Source organism: Cereibacter sp. Soil_C_27 (genome assembly GCF_057657095.1).
In genome coordinates this window covers 399,269-421,777 of the sequence record NZ_JBDGJD010000004.1, presented here as the reverse complement: position 1 = coordinate 421,777, position 22,509 = coordinate 399,269, and the positions used below count along the sequence as shown (strand labels likewise).

The window sequence follows — 22,509 nt, the reverse complement described above, 5'->3', positions numbered from 1 at the left end:
CCGTTCCGCTTTTTTTCCAAGGAAATAGCGAAAAACGGGCTCTGTGCCTAGCTCTTCTTTCGACAGCCGCCTCACGTGGCCGTTATCGACGCCCCGCCTTGGGCAGGGAAAACCGTGCCGCAAGCTCCACATGGGCAGACCAGCGGAACTGGTCGACCACCTGCACCCAGTCGAGCCGGTAGCCGCCGGCGAGCAGGATCTTGGCGTCGCGGGCGAAGGTCACCGGGTTGCAGGAGACCGCGGCGATCACCGGCACGCCGGATTTCGCCAGCGTGGTCATCTGCGCCTCGGCCCCGGCGCGCGGCGGGTCGATCACCACGGCATCGACATGGCGGAACTCGTCCGGCTCCAGCGGGCGGCGGAACAGGTCGCGCGTCTCGGTGGTCACCCGCTTGATGTTGGTGGCGTTGCGCCAGCCCTTGTCGAGCGCCTGCATCATCGCGGCATCGCTCTCCACCGCATGCACCTCGGCGCGGCTGGCCAGCGGCAGGGCGAAGGTGCCCGCCCCGGCGAAGAGATCGATCACCTTGCGCGCGTCGCCGATGGCTTCGCTCACCGCCTCGAGCAGCGCGGCCTCGCCCTGCGGCGTGGCCTGCAGGAAGCCGCCCGGCGGCGGGGCGACGCGCGCCTCGCCCATCTGCTGCATCGGCGCGGTGTGCAGCGCCACCACCTCGCCATCCCAGGTCAGGCGGGGGATGCCATGCTCGGCGGTCACCCGCGCCAGCGCCAGCCGCAGGTCGCTGTCCAGCGGCTTGCCGCCGGTCACCGCCACATCCGGCCCGGCGAGGCTGCGTGTCACCGTCAGCGACAGCTCGGCCGAGCGCGAGCCGCCGGTGATCACCAGGGCCTCCAGCGCCGGGAAGGCGGCCATCAGCTCGGGGTCGAGCAGGATGCAGTTCGGGATCGCCACCAGCACGTCGGAGGCCCGGGCATGGAAGCCGATCAGCGCCCCGCCCTTGGTGCGGCGGCCGGACAGCGTCGCCCGGCGGCGCGAGCGCGGCGGCGAGACATGCATCGGGCGGAAGCTCGCCTCCAGCCCCTGCCCCTGCAGCGCCGAGCGCACGACCTCCTGCTTCCAGCCCTCGACGAAGGGATCGGAGGCATGCTGCAACAAACAGCCGCCACAGGTGCGGAAGTGGACACAGGGCGGGCGGACGCGGTCGGATGAGGGGGTGAGGATCTTCGGCGCGGCCATGCGGTCGCCGGTCACCTCGCCCTCGACCACCTCGCCGGGCAGCACCTGCGGCACGAAGATCGTGCCCGACGGCCCCTGCGCGATGGCGTCGCCCAGATGGCCCAGTCTCTCGATGGTGACGATCACTCTGCGGCCTCTTCCTCGATCCCGATGAAGCCGCCGGATTGCCGGTTCCAGTAGCGCGCGTAAAGCCCATTCTGCGCCAGAAGCGCGTCATGCGTGCCTTCCTCGACCAGACGGCCCTGATCCAGCACCACGATCCGGTCCATCGCCGCGATGGTCGACAGCCGGTGTGCGATGGCGAGCACGGTCTTGCCCTGCATCACCCGGTCCAGCGCTTCCTGGATCGAAGCCTCGACCTCGGAGTCGAGCGCCGAGGTCGCCTCGTCCAGCACGAGGATCGGCGCGTCCTTGACGAAGGCCCGGGCCAGCGCGATCCGCTGGCGCTGCCCGCCCGACAGCTTCACCCCGCGCTCGCCGAGAAAGGCGCTGTAGCCGCGGCGCCCCGTATGGTCGATCATGCCCTCGATGAACTCATGCGCCTCGGCCGAGCGCGAGGCGTCCAGCATCTCGTCGTCGCTGGCATCGGGGCGGCCATAGAGGATGTTGTCGCGGGCGGAGCGGTTGAACATCGCGGTTTCCTGCGTGACCATGCCGATCTGCCGCCGCAGGCTCTCCTGCGTGATGTCGCGCAGGTCCTGCCCGTCGACCAGCACCCTGCCCGTCTCGGGGTCGTAGAGCCTGAGGAGCAGCGAGACGAGCGTCGATTTCCCCGCCCCCGAGGCGCCGACGATGCCCAGTTTCTCGCCCGCCGCGATGGTCAGCCGCAGATCCTTCACCCCGCCGCGGGTCCGGCCATAGGCGAAGGTCACATTGTCGAAGGTGATCTCGCCCCGGATGCGCGGCAGGTCGCGCGCGCCTTCGCTGTCGGCCAGCGTATGCGGCACCGAGAGCGTGTTCATCCCGTCCTCGACCTCGCCCACCGAGGTGTAGATCGACATCAGCGTGAAGCTGACCCAGCCCGACATCTGCGCGATCCGCATCGAGATGGCGCCCGCCGCGGCAATCGCCCCCGCCGTCGCCTGCCCCTGCTGCCAGAGCACCAGCGTGCCGCCGATCATCAGGACCGGCAGCGCGCCCGCCAGCGTCATCAGCGACAGGCGGAACCAGGTGGAGATCACCCCGAACTCCAGCGAACGGTCGCGGAACACCTCCATCGCCTGCAGGGCGACGCGATCCTCGAAGGCGGCATGGGCGAAAAGCTTGACCGTCTTGATGTTGGTGATCGTGTCGACCACCTGCCCCGAGACCATCGCCCGCGCCGAGGCCCGCGCCGCAGAGTTCTGCCGGATGCGCGGCAGGTAGAAGCGGATCAGCAGGATATAGGCGACCAGCCAGACGGCCAGCGCCGCCGCCATCCGCCAGTCGATGGCGACGAGATAGACCACCGAGGCGATCACCGAGGCCAGCGCGAAGGCCACGGTGTTGATCGTCTCGGTCGCGACATCGGTCGCGGCGCGGGCGGCCTGCATCTGCTTCTGGGCGATGCGGCCGGCGAAATCATTGTCGAAGAAGGTGACCGCCTGACCCAACGTCCAGCGGTGCAGGCGGCTGAGCACCAGCGGCAGCACGTTCGGCCCGACGATGATCGAGTTGGCGGCGGCGGCGATGCCGAACATCAGCGGGCGCAGCAGAAGGTAGAACAGCACGAAGCCGATCAGCAGCGGCATCTCCTCGCGGAAGAAGGCCTCGGGCCCCGCCGCCAGCGCCGCGTCGATCACCCAGCCGATGATTGCCGCCGAGACGACCTCGGTCACGCCGCTGAGCGAGGAGACGAGCGCGGCGAGCCAGAGCATCGGCCAGGAGCCGCGCAGGCACCAGCGCAGGAAGGCGCCCAGCTGCTGCGGCGGCGGCCCGTCGGCGGGGCGGAAGGCGTCGATCAGCCCGCCAAGGCGCAGGAGACTCATTGCGCCGCATCCTCGATGCCGATGAAGCCGCCGGACTGCCGCGCCCAGAAGCGGGCGTAGAGCCCGCCCTGCGCCAGCAGGTCGGCATGGCTGCCGGTCTCGACGATGCGCCCGTCGTCCAGCACCACGATGCGGTCCATCGCGGCGATGGTCGAGAGCCGGTGGGCAATGGCGATCACGGTCTTTCCTTCCATCACGCCGTAGAGCGTGTCCTGTATCGCCGCCTCCACCTCGGAATCGAGCGCCGACGTGGCCTCGTCGAGGATGAGGATCGGCGCGTTCTTCAGGATCACCCGGGCGATCCCGACCCTCTGCCGCTGCCCGCCCGACAGTTTCACCCCGCGTTCGCCGACATGGGCGTCGTAGCCCTTGCGGCCCTCGGGATCTTCCAGCGTCAGGATGAAGTCATGCGCCTCGGCCTGTTTCGCCGCGAGGATCATCTCCTCCTCGCTGGCGTCGGGGCGTCCGTAGAGGATGTTGTCGCGCACCGAACGGTGCAGCAGCGAGGAATCCTGCTGCACCATGCCGATCTGCCGCCGGAGACTGTCCTGCGTGACCTGGGTGATGTCCTGCCCGTCGATCAGGATGCGACCGCTTTCGGGGTCGTAGAAGCGCAGCATCAGCTTGACCAGCGTCGATTTCCCGGCGCCGGAGCGGCCGATGATGCCGATCTTCTCGCCCGGGCGGATGGTCAGCGAGATCCGGTCCAGCCCGCCCGAGCCGCGCCCGTAATGGTGCGACAGCTCCTGCAGCTCCACCCGGCCCTCGCGAAATTCCAGCGGCTTCGCCGCCTTGGCGTCGACCAGCCCGATCGGCTGGGCGATGGTCTCCATCCCTTCGGCCACCACGCCCAGCGCCTGCACCAGCGAGGTGGTGGCCCACATGATCCAGTAGGTCATGTTGTTCAGCCGCAGCACCAGCGCCGTGGCCGCCGCGACGATCCCCACCGTCGCCTGCCCGTGGAACCAGAGATAGAGCGCCCAGCCGGTGACCGAGACGATGAGGAAGCCGTTCAGCAGCGTCAGCGTCACGTCCATCTTGGTGATGATCCGCATCTCCTTCTGGAAGGTGCTGCGGGCATGTTCGATGGCGTCATGGGCATAGCGCAGTTCGCGGTCGTGATGCGCGAAGAGCTTGACCGAATGGATGTTGGTATAGGCGTCCACCACCCGCCCGGTCACGGCAGAGCGCGCATCGGAGGAGGCCTTGGAGGCCGGCCCCGCCCGCTTCAACGTCCAGCGCACCAGCGCGGCATAGAGCACGAACCAGACGAGCAGCGGCAGCATCAGTCGCGGGTCGGCATCGGCCAGCACCAGCGCCGAGCCGATCATCGTCGTGATGGCGAAGGCCACCGCATCGAAGGTCTGGAACACCGCATCCCCGGCGGCGGGCGGGGTCTGCATGATGCGGTTGGCGATGCGCCCGGCGAAATCGCTTTCGAACCAGCCGACCGGCTGGCGCAGCACATGGGTATGCGCCCGCCATCGGATCAGCGTGCCGAAATTGGGCAGGATGGTGTTATGCAGCAGCGCCACATCCGCCCCGGCGATGATCGGCCGCACCAGGAGGATCGCCACGCCGACGAGGATGATTTCGGTCCCGTGGCTCTGCCAGACCGCCTGCGGCTCGCCCTGCGCCAGAAGGTCGACCATGCGCCCGACATACCAGATCAGCAGCACCTCGATCGAGGCGACCATGACCGACAGGATGCCCGTCACCGCGAAGACCGCGTGGAACGGCCGGACATATTCCCTCAGGAAGGGCCAAAGCCTGCGCGGCGGCGTATCCGTCTGGGCCCAGGGCTCATAGGGATCGACGAGATTTTCGAAGAAACGGAACACCCGGGGGCCTGCCTTCTGCTCAGACCGTGGATATAGCCGAAAATCGCCAAAAGGAAAACTCTCAGCCCAGAAGGGCCTCGCGGCTCAGGCGGAAACCCGACGCGATCCAGCGCGCCTCGATCTCGCGCAGCTGCGCGCCCAGCGCCGCGCCCTGCAGCGCAGGCATCAGATCCGCCGCCGAGACCGGCAGCGTCGCGGCAGCGCCCTCGGCCAGAGCGGCCTCCCAGGCTTCGGGCAGCGGCGTCTCCAGCAGCGCGGCGCGGGCGAGCAGGATGTCGGTCGCGGCCTCGGTGCCGTGGCGATAGGCCAGCTCCCCCGGCCCCTGCAAGCTGCCGATGCCGTCGCGCAGCAGCGCCAGCCGCGCCGCCTCGGCCCGCGACAGGCGCAGCCGCTCCGCCGCAGCCTCGCCGCCCAGCACGGCCAGCCGCCGCAGCCAGACAGCCGCCCGGCCCGCCTCCAGATGCACCAGAAGCGGCAGCGCCCGGGCCTCGGCGCCGGGCAGCACCTGCGCCAGCACGCCCGCCTGCGCCATCGAGGCCACCGCAGGCGCCGGATCCCCGGCGCCCAGCAGCTTGCGCATCTCGGCGCCGATCCTTTCGCGCGACAGCGTGGCGATGCCTTCCGAAAGCGCGGCACAGGCGGCGAGGCCTTCGGCATCCAGCCCCTCGGCGGGGTCGCCGTAGATCGCGTGGAAACGGAAGAAGCGCAGGATGCGTAGGTAATCCTCGGCGATCCGCCCCTCCGCATCGCCGACGAAGCGCACCCGCCGCGCCTGAAGGTCCGGCAGGCCGCCCAGCGGGTCGATCACCTCGCCCGAGGGCAGCGCATAGAGCGCGTTCATGGTGAAATCGCGCCGCTTCGCGTCTTCGGTCACATCGCCCGAGAAGGCCACCGTGGCATGGCGCCCGAAGGTCTCCACATCGCGGCGGAAGGTGGTGACCTCATGCGGCACGCCCCCGGCGATCACCGTCACCGTGCCATGCTCCACCCCGGTCGGGATCACCCGGAAGCCTGCCGCCTTGGCGACGCGGGTCACTTCCTCGGGCAGGGCATCGGTCGCCAGATCGAGATCGGCCACCGGCCTCTCCATCAGCGCATTGCGCACGCAACCGCCGACGAAGAGCGCCCGGTATCCGGCGCCGGTCAGCGCGGCGCAGAGACCCTGCGTGCCCTCCTGCGCCAGCCAGTCGCCCGAAAGCCTCATGCCGCCATCCTGACCGCCAGCCCGCGCAGCATCCGCGCCGTGGCGCCCCAGATGTAATAGGGCCCCCAAGGCACTGTGTAATAGCGCCGCCACTCGCCGCGCCACAGCCGCCGCTCGATCCGGTAGCGCGCCGGGGTCAGCACATGCGCCAAGGGCACGGTGAAGACCTCTTCCACCTCGCGCGGGTCGCAGCGGAAGTCGAGCTCGCCCCGCACCAGCGCCAGCACCGGGACAACGGTATAGCCTGTCACGGTCTCGTGCGGCGGCAGCTGGCCGAGGATCTCTACCCGCGCCGGATCGAGCCCCACCTCCTCCTCCGCCTCGCGCAGGGCGGCAGCTTCGGGCGAGGCGTCGCCCGCGTCGATCTTGCCGCCGGGAAAGGCGATCTGGCCGGGGTGATGCGCCAGATGCGAGGCGCGTTTGGTCAGGATCAGCTGCGCGCCGCCCGGCCTTTCCCAGACCGGGATCAGCACGGCGGCGGCGCGCAGCTTGCGGCTCTCCGGCAAGGAGATGCCGGGGTTGAGGTCGTAATCCGACGAGGCGTCGGTCGCGCGGGTCAGGGCAAGACGAAGGGCGTCAGGCCCCATCGGCCTCTCCCCCGGCAGCCTGGGAGCCAAGCGTCGCGGGATCGAACTCGTAATGCGCGCCGCAGAACTGGCAATCGGCGGTGAGGATGCCCTCTTCCGTGGTCATCTCGGCGATATCCTCCGGCGGGTAGATCGACAGCGACTGCCGCACCCGTTCCGCCGAGCAGGAGCAGCCGAAGCGCAGCGGCTGCGCGTCATAGACCCGCGGCTCTTCCTCGTGGAACAGCCGCAGCAGCAGGTCGGTGGGCTGCACGGTCGGGCCGATCAGCTCCAGCTCCTCGACCGTGTCGAGCAGCAGGTTGGCCCGCGTCCAGTTCTCGCCCTCCTCGCCGTCAAGGATGTCGTGATGCGCAAGCAGCCCGCCATCGCCCGAGCCCCCCTCGCCCGGACCTTCCGCCGTGGCGGCGAAGGGCGAGGCCTTGGGCATGTGCTGCAGCATCACCCCGCCGCCGCGCCAGTGCGACGCCTCGCCCGGCAGCTGCGACCGCCCGAAGCTCAGCTCGAAGCGGGTGGGCAGCTGTTCGGACTGGGCGAAATAGGTTTCGGTGCAGGCCGAAAGCGAGCCGCCGGCGATCGGCGTGATGCCCTGATAGGGCAAGGTGCCCTCGCCCTGATCGATCAGGATGGCGAAATAGCCCTCGCCCAGCTGGTCGAAGGGTGGCCGCTCGGCATCGAGTTCCTCGGCGTCGAAGCTGGCATAGGCGCGGATCCGCGCCGGCTCGCCGCCATCGGTCGGGCCGTAATAGTCGGTGGCGATCATCTTCACCGCGCCATTGCCGCGGATCTGCAGCGACAGTTTCCAGCGCAGCTTGATGGTCTGGCCGATCAGCGCAGTCAGCAGCGCGGCTTCGGCCACCAGCGCCTCGATCTTGGGCGGGTAGTCGTGTTTCGACAGCACCTCGTCGAGCACGCCGTCCAGACGCACCACGCGGCCGCGGATGTCGGAGCGGTCAAGCTGAAACGGCAGGACGGTGTCGTCCCAGGCGATAATGGATCCGAGTGTCATGGGGTTTCCTTGGGGCGTCAGCCTTGGCATACCGCGCCTATATAGTCACGGCAACCGAAGCACCAAGGGGAACGGCATGATCAGGCGGTATGGCGAGGCGGTGAAGGCGGGCCAGCGCTACACGCGCAGACCGGGTGTCTATGCGATCCTGCTGCGCGGCGACGACATCCTGACCACCTTCCAGGAGGCGCCGAAGCCCGAGTTCCAGCTGCCCGGCGGCGGCATCGACCCGGGCGAACAGCCGGTGGCGGCGCTGCACCGCGAGGTGTTCGAGGAGACCGGCTGGAAGATGGCGCTGAACCGCAGGCTGGGCGCCTTCCGCCGCTTCACCTACATGCCCGAATACGACAAATGGGCCGAAAAGGTCTGCACCGTCTATCTGGCGCATCCCGTGCTGCGGCTGGGCCCGCCGTCCGAGAAGGGCCATACCGCAGTCTGGATGAACGCCTGGGAGGCGCTCGACCATCTGGGGAATGCGGGCGACCGGGGGATGCTGGCACAGCTGCTTTCTCAGCGCTGAAAGCTGAAGAGCACGCCCGACACGTCGTCGGGAAAGTCTGCGCCGCCCGCGTGGTCGTGCAGGCTCCAGACCAGCGCCTCCAGAAGGTCGCCGCCGCCCATCGTGGCGTTTTCCCGCAGGATGCAGGCAAGCCCCGCATTTCCCAGCTCTTTTCCCTGCGGTGACGGGCATTCCGTCACCCCGTCCGACACCAGCAGCAGCCGGTCGCCGGGCAAAAGCTGCGCCTCCACCCGCTCGTAGCTCGCCTCCTCGATCAGCCCGATCGGAAAGCCGCCGTCGCCGAGAAACTCCACCTCTCCCGATGCTCGCAGCAGCACCGGGTGCGGATGCCCGGCCTGCACCAGCCAGAGCTTGCCGCTCTGCAGATCCACCTCGGCATAGGCCATGGTGAAATACTGCTCGATCTGCATCTCCTCCAGCATCATGCGGTTGAAGCGGCTCGCCACCGTCTCGGGTGGCCAGGCCTCGCGCCGCCCGCGACGCAGGCCGGTCAGCGCCATGTTGCGGTCGGGCGAGGCGCCCGAAAGAAACCCGGCCAGCCGCGCCGTCATCATCGCCGAGGCCACGCCATGCCCCGAGACGTCGATGGAATAGAGCGCGACGCGGCGCGGGTTGATCTCGAAACAGCCGACGAGATCGCCGCCGACATGGCCCGAGGGCCGGAGCAGAACCGTCGCCGCCGAGGCGCCGAACCTGCGCTGGCGGTCGCGCATCAGCGTCTGTTGCAGCTTGCGCGCCTCGATCAGGTCGCGGTCGAGCGAATCGTAGACCTTGCGCAACTCGCCCAGCGCCGAACCGAGCAGGCGGTTCTTCTCCACCAGCTCGGCCCGCATGCCAAGGATCCGCTCCCCCGCGCGGAGCCGCGCGCGCAGCTCGTCGGGGGCGACGGGCTTGGTGAGGAAATCGTCGGCGCCGCAGTCCAGCCCATCCACCACCTCGCCGGTTTCGGATTTCGAGGTGAGCAGGATGAAATATCCGTAGCCCTCGCGCGGCAGGGCGCGGAAGGCGCGGCAGAACTCGAGGCCGGACATCCCCGGCATCATCCAGTCGCTGAGGATCATGTCGAAGCCGAAGCTCTGGCACAGCGCCAGCGCCTCCTCGCCGCTGGCGGCCTCGGTCACCCGGAAGCCCCAGCGCAGAAGCGAGACCGAGAGGATCTTGCGCTGCGCCCGGCTGTCGTCGACGATCAGCACATGACGGTCGGTCTCCGGCGTTTGACCCCGCGGAGGTAGGCGCAACAGGCTCGTCTGATCGTGCAACGCTCGTCCCCGCTCACATGACGCCCCAGCATTGCGTCCCGGGCCTTAAGAGACGGTGAAGCCTAAAATGCGCGATGACGGCAGGAGACGGGCTTACCGGCCGTTAAGGCCCGCAGCGCAGCCTGAGGGCGCGAGGCAGGGAGAAGACCGATGATCGACTGGTCCCGGGTGGATGAGTTGCGCGACGAGATCGGCGCGGAGGATTTCACCGAAGTGGTGACGCTGTTTCTCGAGGAAACCGACGAGGCCATCGCGGCCCTGCCCGGCGCCACCCGCCTGCCCGAGGCGCTGCATTTCCTCAAGGGCTCGGCCACGACGCTCGGCTTCCGCCGCTTCGCCGGGCTCTGTCAGGCGGGCGAGCGGGCGACGGAGGTCGACCTCGACGCGCTGCTGCACTGTTACCGCGCCTCGCGGGCGGAGTTTCTGGCGAGGCTGCCGCAGATCGCCGGTCAGATCAGGAACTCGGCCAGCGCCTCGTCGCCGGTGATATCGCGATAGGCAAAGCCCGCCGCATCCAGCGCGGTGACCAGCCGGGTGAAATTCTCGGCCTGCCGAGTCTCGATGCCGATGAGCACCGAGCCGAAGTTGCGCGCCGACTTCTTCAGGTATTCGAAGCGGGCGATGTCGTCGTCGGGCCCTAGCATCATCAGGAACTCGCGCAGGGCACCCGGACGCTGCGGCATGCGCAGGATGAAATACTTCTTCAACCCGGCAAAGCGCTGCGCCCGCTCCTTCACCTCCGGCAGCCGCTCGAAGTCGAAATTGCCGCCCGAGGTGACGCAGACCACCGTCTTGCCGGCGATCTCCTCCGCCAGCCCCGGCAGCACGTCGACCGACAGCGCGCCGGCCGGCTCCAGCACGATGCCCTCGATGTTCAGCATCTCGAGCATGGTGCCGCAGATCCGGTCCTCCGGCGCCAGCAGCACCTGCGCGGGCGACACCCAGTCGAGCATGGCGAAGGTGCGGCTGCCCAGCTTGGCCACCGCCGCCCCGTCGACAAAGCTGTTCACCTGCGGCAGCGCCACCGGCTGCCCGGCCTTCAGCGCCGCCGTCAGGCTCGCCCCGCCCAGCGGCTCGACGAAACGAAATGCGGTTTCAGGCGCCACGTCGCGCAGATAGCCGGTCACGCCCGAGGCCAGACCGCCGCCGCCCACCGGCAGGATCACCAGATCCGGCGCCTGCCCCAGCTGCTCGATGATCTCGACGGCGACGCTGGCCTGCCCCTCGATCACGTCGGCATCGTCGAAGGGCGACAGGAAATGCGCGCCCTGCGCGGTGCAATAGGCCTGCGCCGCCGCCAGCGTCTGGTCGAAATAGTCGCCGGTCAGCACGATCTCCACGGCCTCGCCGCCGAAGGTGCGGGTCTTGTCGATCTTCTGCTGCGGCGTCGTCACGGGCATGAAGATCACCCCCTGCACCCCGAAATGCCGGCAGGCATAGGCGACGCCCTGCGCATGGTTGCCTGCCGAGGCGCAGACGAACTGCCGCTGCACCGGCTGGGTGTCGCGCACCTTGCGCATCGCGTTGAAGGCGCCGCGCAGCTTGTAGCTGCGCACGGGGGTCAGATCCTCGCGTTTCAGCCAGATCTCGGCGCCGTAGCGCGCCGACAGGTGGTCGTTGCGCTGCAGCGGCGTTTCGGGGAACAGGTCGCGCAGGGCGAGGGTGGCGGCACGGGCGGCATCGGTGAACTGGGTCATGGCGCGAGACTACAGCGCGGCCGCGCCGGACGCCACCGGCCCTTGTTCCCTTCGGGAAACTTCACTAGACCGGCCTGCAAAGTTTCCCGAGATTGGAGCCTGCCGCATGTCCGCGCCCAAGAAAGTCGTCCTCGCCTATTCCGGCGGGCTTGATACCTCGATCATCCTGAAATGGCTGCAGACGGAATACGGCTGCGAGGTCGTCACCTTCACAGCCGATCTCGGTCAGGGCGAAGAGCTGGAGCCGGCGCGCGAGAAGGCGGTGATGCTGGGGATCAACCCGGACAACATCTTCATCGAGGATGTGCGCGAGGAATTCGTGCGCGACTTCGTCTTCCCGATGTTCCGCGCCAACGCGCTCTACGAGGGGCTCTATCTGCTCGGCACCTCGATCGCCCGCCCGCTGATCGCCAAGCGGCTGGTCGAGATCGCCGAGATGACCGGGGCCGATGCGGTGGCTCACGGGGCGACGGGCAAGGGCAACGATCAGGTCCGGTTCGAGCTGACCGCCTATGCGCTGAACCCGGCGATCAAGGTGATCGCGCCCTGGCGGGAGTGGGATCTGAGCTCGCGGACCAAGCTTCTGGAGTTTGCCGAGCAGAACCAGATCCCGATTGCCAAGAACAAGCGTGGCGAGGCGCCGTTCTCAGTGGACGCCAACCTGCTGCATACCTCATCGGAAGGCCGCGTGCTGGAGAACCCGGGCGAGGAAGCGCCGGACTACGTCTACCAGCGCACCGTTTCGCCCGAAGAGGCGCCGAACGAGCCGGAGATGGTGGAGATCACCTTCGAGAAGGGCGACGCCGTGGCGATCAATGGCGAGGCGATGTCGCCGGCCACGATCCTGACCAAGCTGAACGAGCTGGGCGGCAAGCATGGCGTGGGGCGGCTCGATCTGGTGGAGAACCGCTTCGTCGGGATGAAGTCGCGCGGGATCTACGAGACCCCCGGCGGGACGATCCTGCTGGAGGCCCATCGCGGGATCGAGCAGATCACGCTGGATTCCGGTGCGGGCCACCTGAAGGACAGCATCATGCCGCGCTATGCCGAGCTGATCTATAACGGCTTCTGGTATTCGCCGGAGCGCGAGATGCTGCAGGCATTGATCGACAAGTCGCAGGAGCATGTCTCGGGCACCGTCCGGGTGAAGCTCTACAAGGGCTTCGCGCGGACTGTGGCGCGGTGGTCGGAGCATAGCCTCTATTCCGAGGCCCACGTCACCTTCGAGGAGGATGCGGGCGCCTACGATCAGAAGGACGCGGCGGGGTTCATCCGGTTGAACGCGCTGCGGCTGAAGCTGATCGCCACGCGGAATGCCCGGGTGAAGGGCTGATTTCACGCGTGAAAATCTAGCCAACCAATTGAAATTAAAGCGTAAACGGGAAACTGTTTACGCTTTATCCATATTTGCGGAACCCCCTGTCGCGCCGTCGGTTGACCTGACTGGATAATTGACAGGAGACGACGATGAGCCTCAAGAAAGTTCTGGGACTGATGCTCGCCTCGCGGATGGCCGGGCGCGGCGGACGGCGTGGCGGGCTCGGAACGGCGGCGATGCTGGGCGGCGGCATGGGCCGCAAGGCCGGTCTCGCCTCGATGGCCTATCTGGCCTATCGCGCCTATCAGGATCACCAGTCGCGCAGCGGCGGCAATCAGGCGACAGGCCAGACGACCGGCACCCCGACCTCGGCGCAGGGCGGCATCGGTGGGATGATCGGCAGCGTGATGGAGAGCCTGACCGGCCAGAGCCAGCCGCAGCCTGCAGCGGCTCCGACCCAGAGCCAGACCGCGCCCGAGGGCGAGGACCGCATCACCGACGCCAAGGCGCTCTTGCTGCTGCAGGCGATGGTCGCCGCCGCCTGGGCCGACAATGCGATTTCCACCGAGGAACGCTCGCGCATCATTGGCCAGCTCGACGCAGCGGGGGCCGACGAGAGCGACCGCCGACTGGTGGAACGCGAAATCGCACAGCCGCAGCCGCTGGACCGGCTGCTGCTGCAGGTGCGCGACCGCGAGACGGCGGAGCAGTTCTATCTGGCCTCGCGCGCCGCGATCGACCCGAACACGCCGGAGAACAAGGCCTATCTCGACACGCTGCGCGCAAGGCTGAGCCTGTCGGATGCCGAGGTGCAGGAAGTGGAAGAGCTGACGCGCGACGTCTGAACGACCGCGCGCCCGGGTGCAGCCCTTGAAGGCTGCAGCCGGGCGCCTGCTTTCGCCTAGACCGTCAAGCTAAGCAATTGATCTTGAATCTGTTTCTGATTGCAAATTATTCTGCGTCTACAACACCTTACAGGTTGACTTTTTTCGCTACCGTGCTATCTTGACGGCGAGGAAAATGCGGTAAAGCCCACGTCCGCAGATAGCCGCAAGGCTGATCTAAAGGGGGAGCCGTGGGTCCCCCTCCTCGCTCACTTGAAATAGCTGATCGTGCTTTGAACGAAGAGTCGGGTCGCGTCCTTCATCTTGTTTCGCGAAAGCGCCGAGGTGAAGTAGAACGTCCTGATGAAGACACCCCGGTCTTGTCGATCCCGCGACAACACTAGGAAATAAGCCCGCTTCGGGTTGTCCAGTTCATGCAATACGACCTCGATTTGAAACTCCGACCCGCGAAGCCGGGACTGATAATAGTCGCCCTGACGGATTACCAACGGAAGCTGTAGTCCCTTGACCGCATCCATCCCGTGCATTGGATGGTGACGGATTTTCTGCGCGTCGCGCGTCGTTATGAAAACATTGCGCGCGCGCCATCCGAGATTGTGCGAAACTTGCTCGGGTATTTGCGAAAGCAGCAGGGGAGAATGCTGGCTTTCACCATGCAGCAGGCAGAACAGGCGAAACTCTTGATCTTGTGAAACCATCTACACGCCGCCACCCAGGCAGCGGCAGTATCAGCCGCAGTCGAGCCTCTGTCCAGCAAGTCGCTGATATAAAGGTAAGGCGGCCTCGACAAGTTCGCCATAGGCTCCGCCCAGCACGGGCAAGGGGCCTTCGTCGCCGTCGAACCCGGTGGAGCGATGCACCGCGCCATACCAATGCGAGGCCCAGATGCCGTCGGAGGCGTGCCCTCCGGCGGGCCAGTGCAGCATGGCGTCGGTGAAGGGGATGCCCAGCGCGGCGCAGAGGGCGGTGAGCGCGGCTTTCGGGTTGGCGCGGATGTCGGCGGAGTCGATCACCACGGGGGGTTTGCCCTGCCAGCCTGCGACCTCGTCGAAGAGATCGGCCTGCTGGGTGAAGCCGATGTCGGCCAGCGTCGGCCCCTCGCGCTTTTTCGCGTAGGAGGCGACGACCCGGGCGGGGTGGCGGATCAGGAAGACGTTCTGGCAGCTGCGCATGAAGCCGCGGTCGATGCCGGGCAGCATGTGGAGCGTCATCTGCTTCTGGTAGAACAGCGGCTGGCCGTCGGGCGGCGGCGCGGCGCAGGCGGCGGCGACCTTCGCAGGATCGGCCTCATGCGCGGCGATGATCTCGTCGCGCATCGGATGGTCGATGCCGGTCTGGCTCAGGTAGGCGGCATAGAAGGGCTCGTCCCAGACGGCGCAATCGCCGCGGGCGGCGAAGGCATACATCATCGCGGTGGAGAGATTGCGCGGCCCGGACCACATGGCGATGTTCATGCGCGCACCAGATCCTTGTAGAGCGCGCGCAGGCGCTCGGTCATCGGGCCCATCTGGCCGGTGCCGATGCTGCGACCGTCGATCGTGCTGACCGGGGTCTGGGCGCCGAAGGTGCCGGTGAGGAAGGCCTCATCCGCCGAATAGGTGTCGACGAGGGAGAAATTGCGCTCGAACACCGGGATGGCATTGGCGCGGCAGAGGTCGATGACCTTCTGCCGGGTGATGCCGTTCATGCAGTAGTCGCCGGTACTGGTCCAGACGGCGCCCTTCTTCACGATGAAGAAGTTGCAGGCGTTGGTGGTGTTCACGAAGCCATGCACGTCGAGCATCAGCGCCTCGTCCGCGCCGGCCTTTTCGGCGGCGATGCAGGCGAGGATGCAGTTCAGCTTGGAATGCGAGTTGAGCTTGGGGTCCTGCGTCATCGGCAGGCCGCGCATGTGCGGCACGGTGGCGAGACGGATCGGGCGCGGGATCTTGGGCTTCGAATGCTCCATAATGATGGTCATGGTCGGCCCCTGACGCGAGAGCGAGGGGTGCTGGAAGGGTCGGGTTTTCACGCCGCGGGTCACCATCAGCCGGGCGTGGGCGTCGGTGGTCATGGCGTTGGCGGCTTGCGTCTCGTGGATCGCGGCGATGACCTCGGCGGGGCTCAGGCGGATGTCGAGGTCGATGGCCTTCGCCGCCTCGAAAAGCCGCTCGATATGCTCGTCGAGGAAGGCCCAGCGACCGTCGTAGAGGCGGATGCCCTCCCAGACCCCGTCGCCCAGCATGAAGCCGGAATCGTAGACCGAGACCAGCGCCTGCGCCTTGGGCACGACGCGGCCGTTCAGCCAGATCAGGATCTCTTCGTTGCGGGCGTCTTCCTCGGCCTGATGGGTGGTGACGTGATCGGTCATGCGGGGCTCCTTTCGGGGCAGGCTAGACCGGGGTTCGGGAAAGGAAAAGCGATCACCGATGCGTGTTTCACGTGGCGGTGAGTGGACGCTGCTTCTTCGGGCGCCCATCGTCTGCGCGCAGGAGGAACGCATCATGATGAAACTGGCCTTGGCACTGGTGATGATGGCGGGCGCGGCAGAGGCGGCGACGGAGAAGGCCTATGTGGCGGGGGGCTGCTTCTGGTGCGTCGAATCGGATTTCGAGAAGGTCGAGGGGGTGAGCGGGGTCGTGTCGGGCTATACCGGCGGCACGACCGAGAACCCGACCTACAAGGAAGTGGGGCGTGGCGGGACGGGTCATTACGAGGCGGTGGAGATCACCTTCGACAATGCCACGATCAGCTATGACGAGATCCTGCGGCTGTTCTTCCGCTCGGTCGATCCGACGGATGCGGGCGGGCAGTTCTGCGACCGGGGCGAGAGCTACCGGACGGCGGTCTTCGTGACGGATGCGGCGCAGCAGGCGAGCGCCGAGAAGGCCAAGGCCGAGGCGCAAGCGGCGCTGGGGCAGGAGATCGTGACGCCGGTGGTGCAGGCGGGGCCGTTCTGGCCCGCCGAGGACTATCACCAGGACTACTACAAGGGCTCGAACATCGTGCTGACCCGCTTCGGGCCGCGCAAGCAGTCGACGGCCTACGGGCTTTACCGCGAGGCCTGCGGACGGGATGCGCGGATCGAGGCGCTGTGGGGCAAGGACGCGCCGTTCATCGGTCACTGAGGAAGGCGGTCACCTCCTCGGCGGTGGGCATGGCCTGCGAGGCGCCGGGGCGGGTGACCTGGATCGCGGCGGCGGCGGAGGCACGGCGCATGGCCTCCTCGCGGCCGAGACCGGCGTCGAGCGCGGCGGCCAGCGTGCCGATGAAGCAATCGCCGGCGCCGGTGGTGTCGACGGGCTCCACCGCGAAGGGGGGCGTGACCAGCGGTTCGGCGCCGGGGGAGAGCCATTCGGCCCCCCTGGCGCCCTTGGTCACGATCATCTCGACCTGCGGCAGGGCGCCCAACCCGGCGCGGAGCTGCGCGGCCTCGCCCTCGTTCATCACCAGCAGGCTGACATGCGGCAGCACCGCCTGCACCGCCTCGAGATCGAAGGGCGCGGCGGAGTAGATCACCCGCAGGCCCCTTTCACTGGCGAGCCGCGCGGCCTCGACCTGTGCCGAGGTTTCGTTCTGCATCAGCAGGCTGTCGCCCGGCCCGGCTTCGGCGAGGGCGGAGGTGACATCGGCCTCGGTCACGCAGCGGTTGGCGCCCGGGTAGAGCACGATGACATTCTCGGCCCCGGCATCGACATAGATGATGGCATGGCCGGTGGGTTCTTCGCCCTTGGCGATATGGGTCACGTCGACGCCGAAATCGGCCATGGCAGCGCGGGCCCAATGGCCTTCGGGGCCGATGGCGCCGATATGCAGGATGCGGGCCCCGGCGCGGGCGGCGGCGACCGACTGGTTGGCGCCCTTGCCGCCGAGCCCCATGCCGTAGGATTGCGCGCCCAGCGTCTCGCCCGGTTCGGGCAGATGGGGGACGCGGTAGACGTGGTCGATGTTGATCGATCCGAGATTCAGCAGCATCAGCCCACCTTGCAGGCGGCCATCACCGCCATGTTGAGAATGTCGTTCACGGTCGAGTTCACCGAACAGATCTGGATCGGTTTGGTGACGCCGGTCAAGATGGGACCGATGACGGTGGCCCCGGCCATTTCCTGCATCAGCTTCACCGAGATCGAGGCCGAGTGCCGGGCGGGGACGACGAGGATGTTGGCCGGGCCGCTGAGGCGGCAGAACGGGTATTGCGCCATCGCCGCCGGGTTCAGCGCGACATCGACGGTCATCTCGCCCTCATATTCGAAATCCACCTTCCTGCCGTCGAGCACCTTCGAGGCCTCGCCCATCTTCGCCGCCCGTTCCGAGACCGGATAGCCGAAGGTCGAGAAGGACACGAAGGCGACGCGCGGCTCCAGCCCGAGATTGCGGGCGACGCGGGCGGATTTGACGGCGATCTCCGCCAGATCCTCGGCCTCGGGCCATTCATGCACCAGCGTATCGGCCATGAGCACGATGCGGCCCTTGTGCAACAGCGCGGTGACACCCACCGCGCCGTCGGAGGCCTTGGCGTCGAAGACGTGGTTGATGAGCTGCAGGATATGCGCCGACTTGCGGGTGGCCCCGGTCACCAGACCGTCGCCATGGCCATGCGCCAGCATGAGCGCCGAGAACACATGGCGGTCGCGGGTAGCGAGACGGTTGATGTCATGCGCGTCGAAACCGCCGCGCTGCAGGCGGTTGTAGAGGAAGGTCTTGTAGGTCTCGGTGTGGCGGGAGTTGGCGGCATTCACCACCTCCAGCTCGCGCACCGCGTCGGCGAGGCCCGAGGCTTCGAGCTTCTCGCGCACATCGGCCTCGCGGCCCACCACCAGCGCCTTGCCGAGCCCGGCGCGTTGATAGGCGACGGCGGCGCGCAGCACGCGGGGGTCGTCGCCCTCGGCGAAGATCATCCGGGCCTGCGCCGCCTTTGCGCGGGCGTGGATGCCCTGCAGGATGCTGGCCGTCGGGTCCATCCGCGATTTCAGCGCCAGCTCGTAGGCGTGCAGGTCGACGATCGGACGGCGGGCGACGCCGGTATCCATCCCGGCCTTCGCGACCGCGGGCGGGATCACATAGATCAGCCGGGGATCGAAGGGCGTCGGGATGATGTAGTCGCGCCCGAAGCTGAGCTTGCGGCCATAGGCCATCGCCACCTCGTCGGGCACATCCTCGCGCGCGAGGGCGGCGAGCGCCCTGGCGCAGGCGATCTTCATCTCGTCATTGATGGCGCGGGCGTGGATGTCGAGCGCGCCGCGGAAGAGATAGGGGAAGCCGAGGACGTTGTTCACCTGATTGGGATAGTCGGAGCGGCCGGTGGCCACGATGGCGTCGGGGCGGACGGCATGGGCCTCTTCGGGCGTGATCTCGGGGTCCGGGTTGGCCATGGCGAAGATCACCGGGTTCTCGGCCATGGAGGCGACCATCTCGGGCGTGACGGCGCCCTTGGCGGAGACGCCGAGGAAGACATCGGCGCCCTGCATCGCCTCTTCCAACGTGCGCAGATCGGTGCGGGCGGCATGGGCCGATTTCCACTGGTTCATGCCCTCGGTGCGGCCCTGCCAGATCACACCCTTGGTGTCGCACATCAGGCAGTTGTCATGCCGGGCGCCCATGGTCTTCAGCAGTTCCAGACAGGCGATGCCCGCCGCCCCTGCCCCGTTGAGCACGATGCGGCAATCCTCGATCCGCTTGCCCGACAGTTCCAGCGCGTTGATCAGCCCGGCGGCGCAGATCACCGCCGTGCCGTGCTGGTCGTCGTGGAACACCGGGATGTCCATGATCTCCTTCAGGCGCTGCTCGATGATGAAGCATTCGGGCGCCTTGATGTCCTCGAGGTTGATGCCGCCGAAGGTCGGGCCCATCAACCGCACCGCCGCGATGATCTCGTCGGGGTCTTCGGTATCGAGCTCGATGTCGATGGCGTTCACGTCGGCGAAGCGCTTGAACAGCACCGCCTTGCCCTCCATCACCGGCTTGGAGGCCAGCGCGCCGAGATTGCCCATGCCGAGGATCGCCGTGCCGTTGGAGATCACCGCCACCATGTTGCCCTTGACGGTATAGTCATAGGCGGTCTCGGGGTTGTCGGCGATGGCCTGCACCGGGACCGCGACGCCGGGGGAATAGGCGAGGCTCAGGTCGCGCTGCGTCGCCATCGGCGTCGAGGCGACCACCTCGTATTTCCCGGGTTTGGGATCGAGATGATAGGCAAGCGCCTCTTCCGGGGTGATCTTCATCTTGGTCATCAGGGGGCCATCCTTGTGCAAGCCCCCCCGTCTTAGCCCCCTGCCTGCCCTGCCACAACGGATAGCTGGGACGCAGGATTTGCGGCTTTTCCCCGGGGGGCCGGTTTTGTAGGGTCTGGGCTCATTCTGGGGGATTGTGGTGAGCGAAGAAACCGTCACGCCGATGATGGCGCAATATCTGGAGATCAAGGCGCAGCATCAGGGCGCGATCCTGTTCTACCGGATGGGCGACTTCTACGAGATGTTCTTCGACGATGCCGTGGCGGCGGCGGAAGCGCTGGATATCGCGCTGACCAAGCGCGGCAAGCACCGGGGCGAGGATATCGCCATGTGCGGCGTGCCGGTGCATTCCTCGGAGGGCTATCTGCTGGCGCTGATCCGCAAGGGCTTCCGCGTGGCGATCGCCGAGCAGATGGAGGACCCGGCGGAAGCCAAGAAGCGCGGTTCCAAATCGGTGGTGAAGCGCGATGTCGTGCGGCTGGTGACGCCGGGGACACTGACCGAGGATAGTCTGCTGGAGGCGCGGCGCCACAACTTCTTGTGTGCCTTTGCCGAGGTGCGCGACGAGGCGGCGCTGGCCTGGTGCGATATCTCGACCGGCGAGATGCGGGTGATGGGCTGTTCGCTGACCCGGCTGGCGCCGGAGCTGGCGCGGCTGGCGCCACGGGAAGTGCTGGTGGCCGAGGGACGCGACCTGCACGCGCTGGTCGAGGAGGCCGGGGCAGCGCTGACCGAGATGGCGCGGGCGAGCTTCGACAGCGGGTCGGCGGAGAAGCGGCTCTGCACGCTCTACGGCGTCGGCACGCTGGAGGCTTTCGGCGCTTTCGGGCGGGCGGAGATTTCGGCGATAGGGGCGCTGGTCGATTACCTCGACCTGACGCAGCGCGGCAAACTGCCGCTCTTGCGCCCGCCGATCCGCGAGGTGGTGGGCGGCACGATGCAGATCGACGCCTCGACCCGGCGCAATCTGGAGATCACGCAGGCGCTGTCCGGCGGGCGCGAAGGGTCGCTCTTGTCGGCGGTGGACCGGACGGTGACGGCGCCGGGCGCGCGACTGCTGGAGCGGCGGCTGTCGTCGCCGTCGCGCGATCTGACGGTGATCGGGGCGCGGCTTGCCGCGGTGCGCTTCCTGCTGGAGCAGGGGCGGCTGCGCGAGGAGCTGCGCGGCGATCTGCGCCGGGTGCCCGACATGGACCGGGCGCTGTCGCGGCTGGCGCTGGACCGGGCGGGGCCGCGCGACATCGCGGCGATCCGGGCGGGGCTGGCGCAGGCCGAGGCGATCTCGGGGCGGCTGCCCGCCGAGGCGCCTGCGCTGCTGGACGACGCGCGGGCGGCGCTGCGCGGGCATGAGCGGCTGATCGACCTCCTGGATCGGGCGCTGGTGGCCGAACCGCCGCTGCTGGCGCGGGATGGCGGCTTCATCGCCCAGGGCTTCGACGAGGATCTGGACGAGACGCGGCGGCTGCGCGACGAGGGGCGCGGGGTGATCGCCTCGATGCAGGCGGGCTTCGTCGAGCAGACGGGGATCGCCAGCCTGAAGATCAAGCACAACAACGTGCTGGGCTATTTCATCGAGGTGACCTCGACCCATGCCGAGCGCATGCTGTCGGCCCCGCTGTCCGAGACCTTCATCCACCGCCAGACCACCGCCGGGCAGGTGCGTTTCACGACGCTGCCGCTGTCGGAGCTGGAGACCAAGATCCTGAACGCGGGCAACCGGGCGCTGGAGATCGAGAAGGCGCATTTCGCGGCGCTGCGCGAGGCGGTGCTGGCGGAGGCCGGGCCGGTGGGCGCGGCGGCGCGGGCGCTGGCCGAGGTCGATCTGGCGGCGGCGCTGGCCGATCTGGCGGCGGCGGAGGACTGGACCGAGCCGCGCATCGACGACAGCCGCGCCTTCGAGATCGAGGGCGGGCGGCATCCGGTGGTGGAACGGGCGCTGGCGCGGACGGGCACGCCCTTCGTCGCCAATGACTGCGCGCTGACCGATGCGATGACGCCGGCGATCTGGCTGCTGACCGGCCCGAACATGGCCGGCAAATCCACCTTCCTGCGGCAGAACGCGCTGATCGCGCTGCTGGCTCAGGCGGGCAGCTATGTGCCGGCGAAACGCGCGCATATCGGGCTGGTGAGTCAGCTGTTCAGCCGGGTCGGCGCCTCGGACGATCTGGCGCGGGGGCGGTCGACCTTCATGGTCGAGATGGTGGAGACGGCGGCGATCCTCAACCAGGCGGATGACCGGGCGCTGGTGATTCTCGACGAGATCGGGCGCGGCACGGCGACCTATGACGGGCTGTCGATCGCCTGGGCGACGCTGGAGCATCTGCATGACATGAACCGCTGCCGCGCGCTGTTTGCCACGCATTACCACGAGATGACGGGGCTCTCGGCCAAGCTCACGGGCGTGGAGAACGCCACGGTGAGCGTGAAGGAGTGGGAGGGCGACGTGATCTTCCTGCACGAGGTCAGGAAGGGCGCGGCGGACCGCTCCTACGGGGTGCAGGTGGCGCGGCTGGCGGGGCTGCCCGCGTTGGTGATCGAGCGGGCAAAGACCGTGCTGAACGCGCTGGAATCGGGAGACCGCGAGGGCGGCGCGCGCAAGCAGGCGCTGATCGACGACCTGCCGCTGTTCCGCGCCGCCCCGCCGCCGCCCCCTGTGGCGAAAGTGAAGGCGTCGGAGGTGGAGGCGCGGCTGGAAGGGGTGCTGCCCGACGAGCTGACGCCGATGGAGGCGCTCAAGCTGGTCTACGAGATGAAGGCCCTGCTCTGACTTTCATCTTGGCTCAAACATCCCGCAGGGGGTGATCAGCGTCCGGAAAACCTCCGGTGGAGGGTTTCCGGCGAAGAACGCCCGGCCCGTGGTC

The 22,509-nt window shown here is 67.9% G+C and carries 19 protein-coding genes; 6 read left to right on the top strand and 13 right to left on the bottom strand.

What is annotated here, in order from left to right; all coding sequences use genetic code 11:
• Positions 1 to 82: 82 nt before the first annotated feature.
• From AC3A5Z_RS16855 to hslO, 6 genes are all read right to left on the bottom strand, one after another.
• Positions 83 to 1,321, bottom strand: a complete 1,239-nt coding sequence (locus AC3A5Z_RS16855) for a class I SAM-dependent RNA methyltransferase (RefSeq protein WP_487520475.1) — start codon at positions 1,319 to 1,321, stop codon at positions 83 to 85.
• Positions 1,318 to 3,162 (bottom strand): ABC transporter ATP-binding protein, encoded by a 1,845-nt coding sequence (locus AC3A5Z_RS16850; protein ID WP_487520474.1) that lies wholly within the window; start codon positions 3,160 to 3,162, stop codon positions 1,318 to 1,320. Before AC3A5Z_RS16850 ends, AC3A5Z_RS16855 begins: the two co-directional genes overlap by 4 nt.
• Positions 3,159 to 5,003, bottom strand: a complete 1,845-nt coding sequence (locus AC3A5Z_RS16845) for an ABC transporter ATP-binding protein (RefSeq protein ID WP_487520473.1) — start codon at positions 5,001 to 5,003, stop codon at positions 3,159 to 3,161. The genes AC3A5Z_RS16850 and AC3A5Z_RS16845 overlap by 4 nt, the downstream gene beginning before the upstream one ends.
• Before the next feature lie 61 nt (positions 5,004 to 5,064).
• Positions 5,065 to 6,207 (bottom strand): CCA tRNA nucleotidyltransferase, encoded by a 1,143-nt coding sequence (locus AC3A5Z_RS16840; RefSeq protein ID WP_487520472.1) that lies wholly within the window; start codon positions 6,205 to 6,207, stop codon positions 5,065 to 5,067.
• Positions 6,204 to 6,794, bottom strand: a complete 591-nt coding sequence (locus AC3A5Z_RS16835) for a CoA pyrophosphatase (protein ID WP_487520471.1) — start codon at positions 6,792 to 6,794, stop codon at positions 6,204 to 6,206. Before AC3A5Z_RS16835 ends, AC3A5Z_RS16840 begins: the two co-directional genes overlap by 4 nt.
• Positions 6,784 to 7,800, bottom strand: a complete 1,017-nt coding sequence (gene hslO, locus AC3A5Z_RS16830; protein WP_107661957.1) for an Hsp33 family molecular chaperone HslO — start codon at positions 7,798 to 7,800, stop codon at positions 6,784 to 6,786. The genes AC3A5Z_RS16835 and hslO overlap by 11 nt, the downstream gene beginning before the upstream one ends.
• Positions 7,801 to 7,876: 76 nt before the next feature.
• On the opposite strand from hslO, the gene AC3A5Z_RS16825 reads away from it, so the two are divergent.
• A complete protein-coding gene (locus AC3A5Z_RS16825) occupies positions 7,877 to 8,320 on the top strand; it encodes an NUDIX hydrolase (RefSeq protein ID WP_487520470.1) in 444 nt (147 codons plus the stop codon).
• Here the strand turns inward: AC3A5Z_RS16825 and AC3A5Z_RS16820 are convergent.
• Positions 8,311 to 9,513: a PP2C family protein-serine/threonine phosphatase gene (locus AC3A5Z_RS16820; protein ID WP_487520469.1), complete on the bottom strand. Its 1,203-nt coding sequence runs from the start codon at positions 9,511 to 9,513 to the stop codon at positions 8,311 to 8,313. The two genes, AC3A5Z_RS16825 and AC3A5Z_RS16820, sit on opposite strands and share 10 nt — an antisense overlap.
• A gap of 216 nt (positions 9,514 to 9,729) precedes the next feature.
• Here AC3A5Z_RS16820 and AC3A5Z_RS16815 point away from each other — a divergent pair, with 216 nt between their 5' ends.
• The gene (locus AC3A5Z_RS16815; RefSeq protein ID WP_487520468.1) at positions 9,730 to 10,077 is read left to right on the top strand and encodes an Hpt domain-containing protein; all 348 of its coding nucleotides are present in this window, start codon (positions 9,730 to 9,732) and stop codon (positions 10,075 to 10,077) included.
• On the opposite strand, the gene ilvA is transcribed toward AC3A5Z_RS16815, so the two are convergent.
• Positions 10,029 to 11,276 (bottom strand): threonine ammonia-lyase IlvA, encoded by a 1,248-nt coding sequence (gene ilvA, locus AC3A5Z_RS16810; protein ID WP_487520467.1) that lies wholly within the window; start codon positions 11,274 to 11,276, stop codon positions 10,029 to 10,031. The two genes, AC3A5Z_RS16815 and ilvA, sit on opposite strands and share 49 nt — an antisense overlap.
• Before the next feature lie 106 nt (positions 11,277 to 11,382).
• Here ilvA and AC3A5Z_RS16805 point away from each other — a divergent pair, with 106 nt between their 5' ends.
• On the top strand, positions 11,383 to 12,609 hold the full coding sequence (locus AC3A5Z_RS16805; protein ID WP_487520466.1) for an argininosuccinate synthase: 1,227 nt from the start codon (positions 11,383 to 11,385) through the stop codon (positions 12,607 to 12,609).
• A 134-nt stretch (positions 12,610 to 12,743) separates the two neighbouring features.
• Positions 12,744 to 13,439, top strand: coding sequence for a tellurite resistance TerB family protein (locus tag AC3A5Z_RS16800; RefSeq protein WP_487520465.1), 696 nt, complete (start codon positions 12,744 to 12,746; stop codon positions 13,437 to 13,439).
• A 248-nt stretch (positions 13,440 to 13,687) separates the two neighbouring features.
• On the opposite strand, the gene AC3A5Z_RS16795 is transcribed toward AC3A5Z_RS16800, so the two are convergent.
• Genes AC3A5Z_RS16795 through AC3A5Z_RS16785 form a run of 3 tightly spaced genes read right to left on the bottom strand, consistent with a single transcriptional unit; the run spans position 13,688 to position 15,789 of the window.
• Positions 13,688 to 14,137: a hypothetical protein gene (locus AC3A5Z_RS16795; RefSeq protein WP_487520464.1), complete on the bottom strand. Its 450-nt coding sequence runs from the start codon at positions 14,135 to 14,137 to the stop codon at positions 13,688 to 13,690.
• A 30-nt stretch (positions 14,138 to 14,167) separates the two neighbouring features.
• The gene (locus tag AC3A5Z_RS16790; protein WP_487520463.1) at positions 14,168 to 14,893 is read right to left on the bottom strand and encodes a sulfotransferase-like domain-containing protein; all 726 of its coding nucleotides are present in this window, start codon (positions 14,891 to 14,893) and stop codon (positions 14,168 to 14,170) included.
• Complete coding sequence (locus tag AC3A5Z_RS16785; RefSeq protein WP_136793394.1) at positions 14,890 to 15,789, bottom strand: D-amino acid aminotransferase; 900 nt, start codon at positions 15,787 to 15,789, stop codon at positions 14,890 to 14,892. The genes AC3A5Z_RS16790 and AC3A5Z_RS16785 overlap by 4 nt, the downstream gene beginning before the upstream one ends.
• Positions 15,790 to 15,922: 133 nt before the next feature.
• Here AC3A5Z_RS16785 and msrA point away from each other — a divergent pair, with 133 nt between their 5' ends.
• Complete coding sequence (msrA, locus tag AC3A5Z_RS16780) at positions 15,923 to 16,546, top strand: peptide-methionine (S)-S-oxide reductase MsrA (RefSeq protein WP_487520462.1); 624 nt, start codon at positions 15,923 to 15,925, stop codon at positions 16,544 to 16,546.
• Here the strand turns inward: msrA and AC3A5Z_RS16775 are convergent.
• A complete protein-coding gene (locus AC3A5Z_RS16775; protein ID WP_487520461.1) occupies positions 16,533 to 17,393 on the bottom strand; it encodes a ribokinase in 861 nt (286 codons plus the stop codon). The genes msrA and AC3A5Z_RS16775 overlap by 14 nt on opposite strands.
• Positions 17,393 to 19,648: an NADP-dependent malic enzyme gene (locus AC3A5Z_RS16770; RefSeq protein ID WP_487520460.1), complete on the bottom strand. Its 2,256-nt coding sequence runs from the start codon at positions 19,646 to 19,648 to the stop codon at positions 17,393 to 17,395. The genes AC3A5Z_RS16775 and AC3A5Z_RS16770 overlap by 1 nt, the downstream gene beginning before the upstream one ends.
• Before the next feature lie 163 nt (positions 19,649 to 19,811).
• On the opposite strand from AC3A5Z_RS16770, the gene mutS reads away from it, so the two are divergent.
• On the top strand, positions 19,812 to 22,415 hold the full coding sequence (gene mutS, locus AC3A5Z_RS16765) for a DNA mismatch repair protein MutS (protein ID WP_487520591.1): 2,604 nt from the start codon (positions 19,812 to 19,814) through the stop codon (positions 22,413 to 22,415).
• Positions 22,416 to 22,509 lie beyond the last annotated feature (94 nt).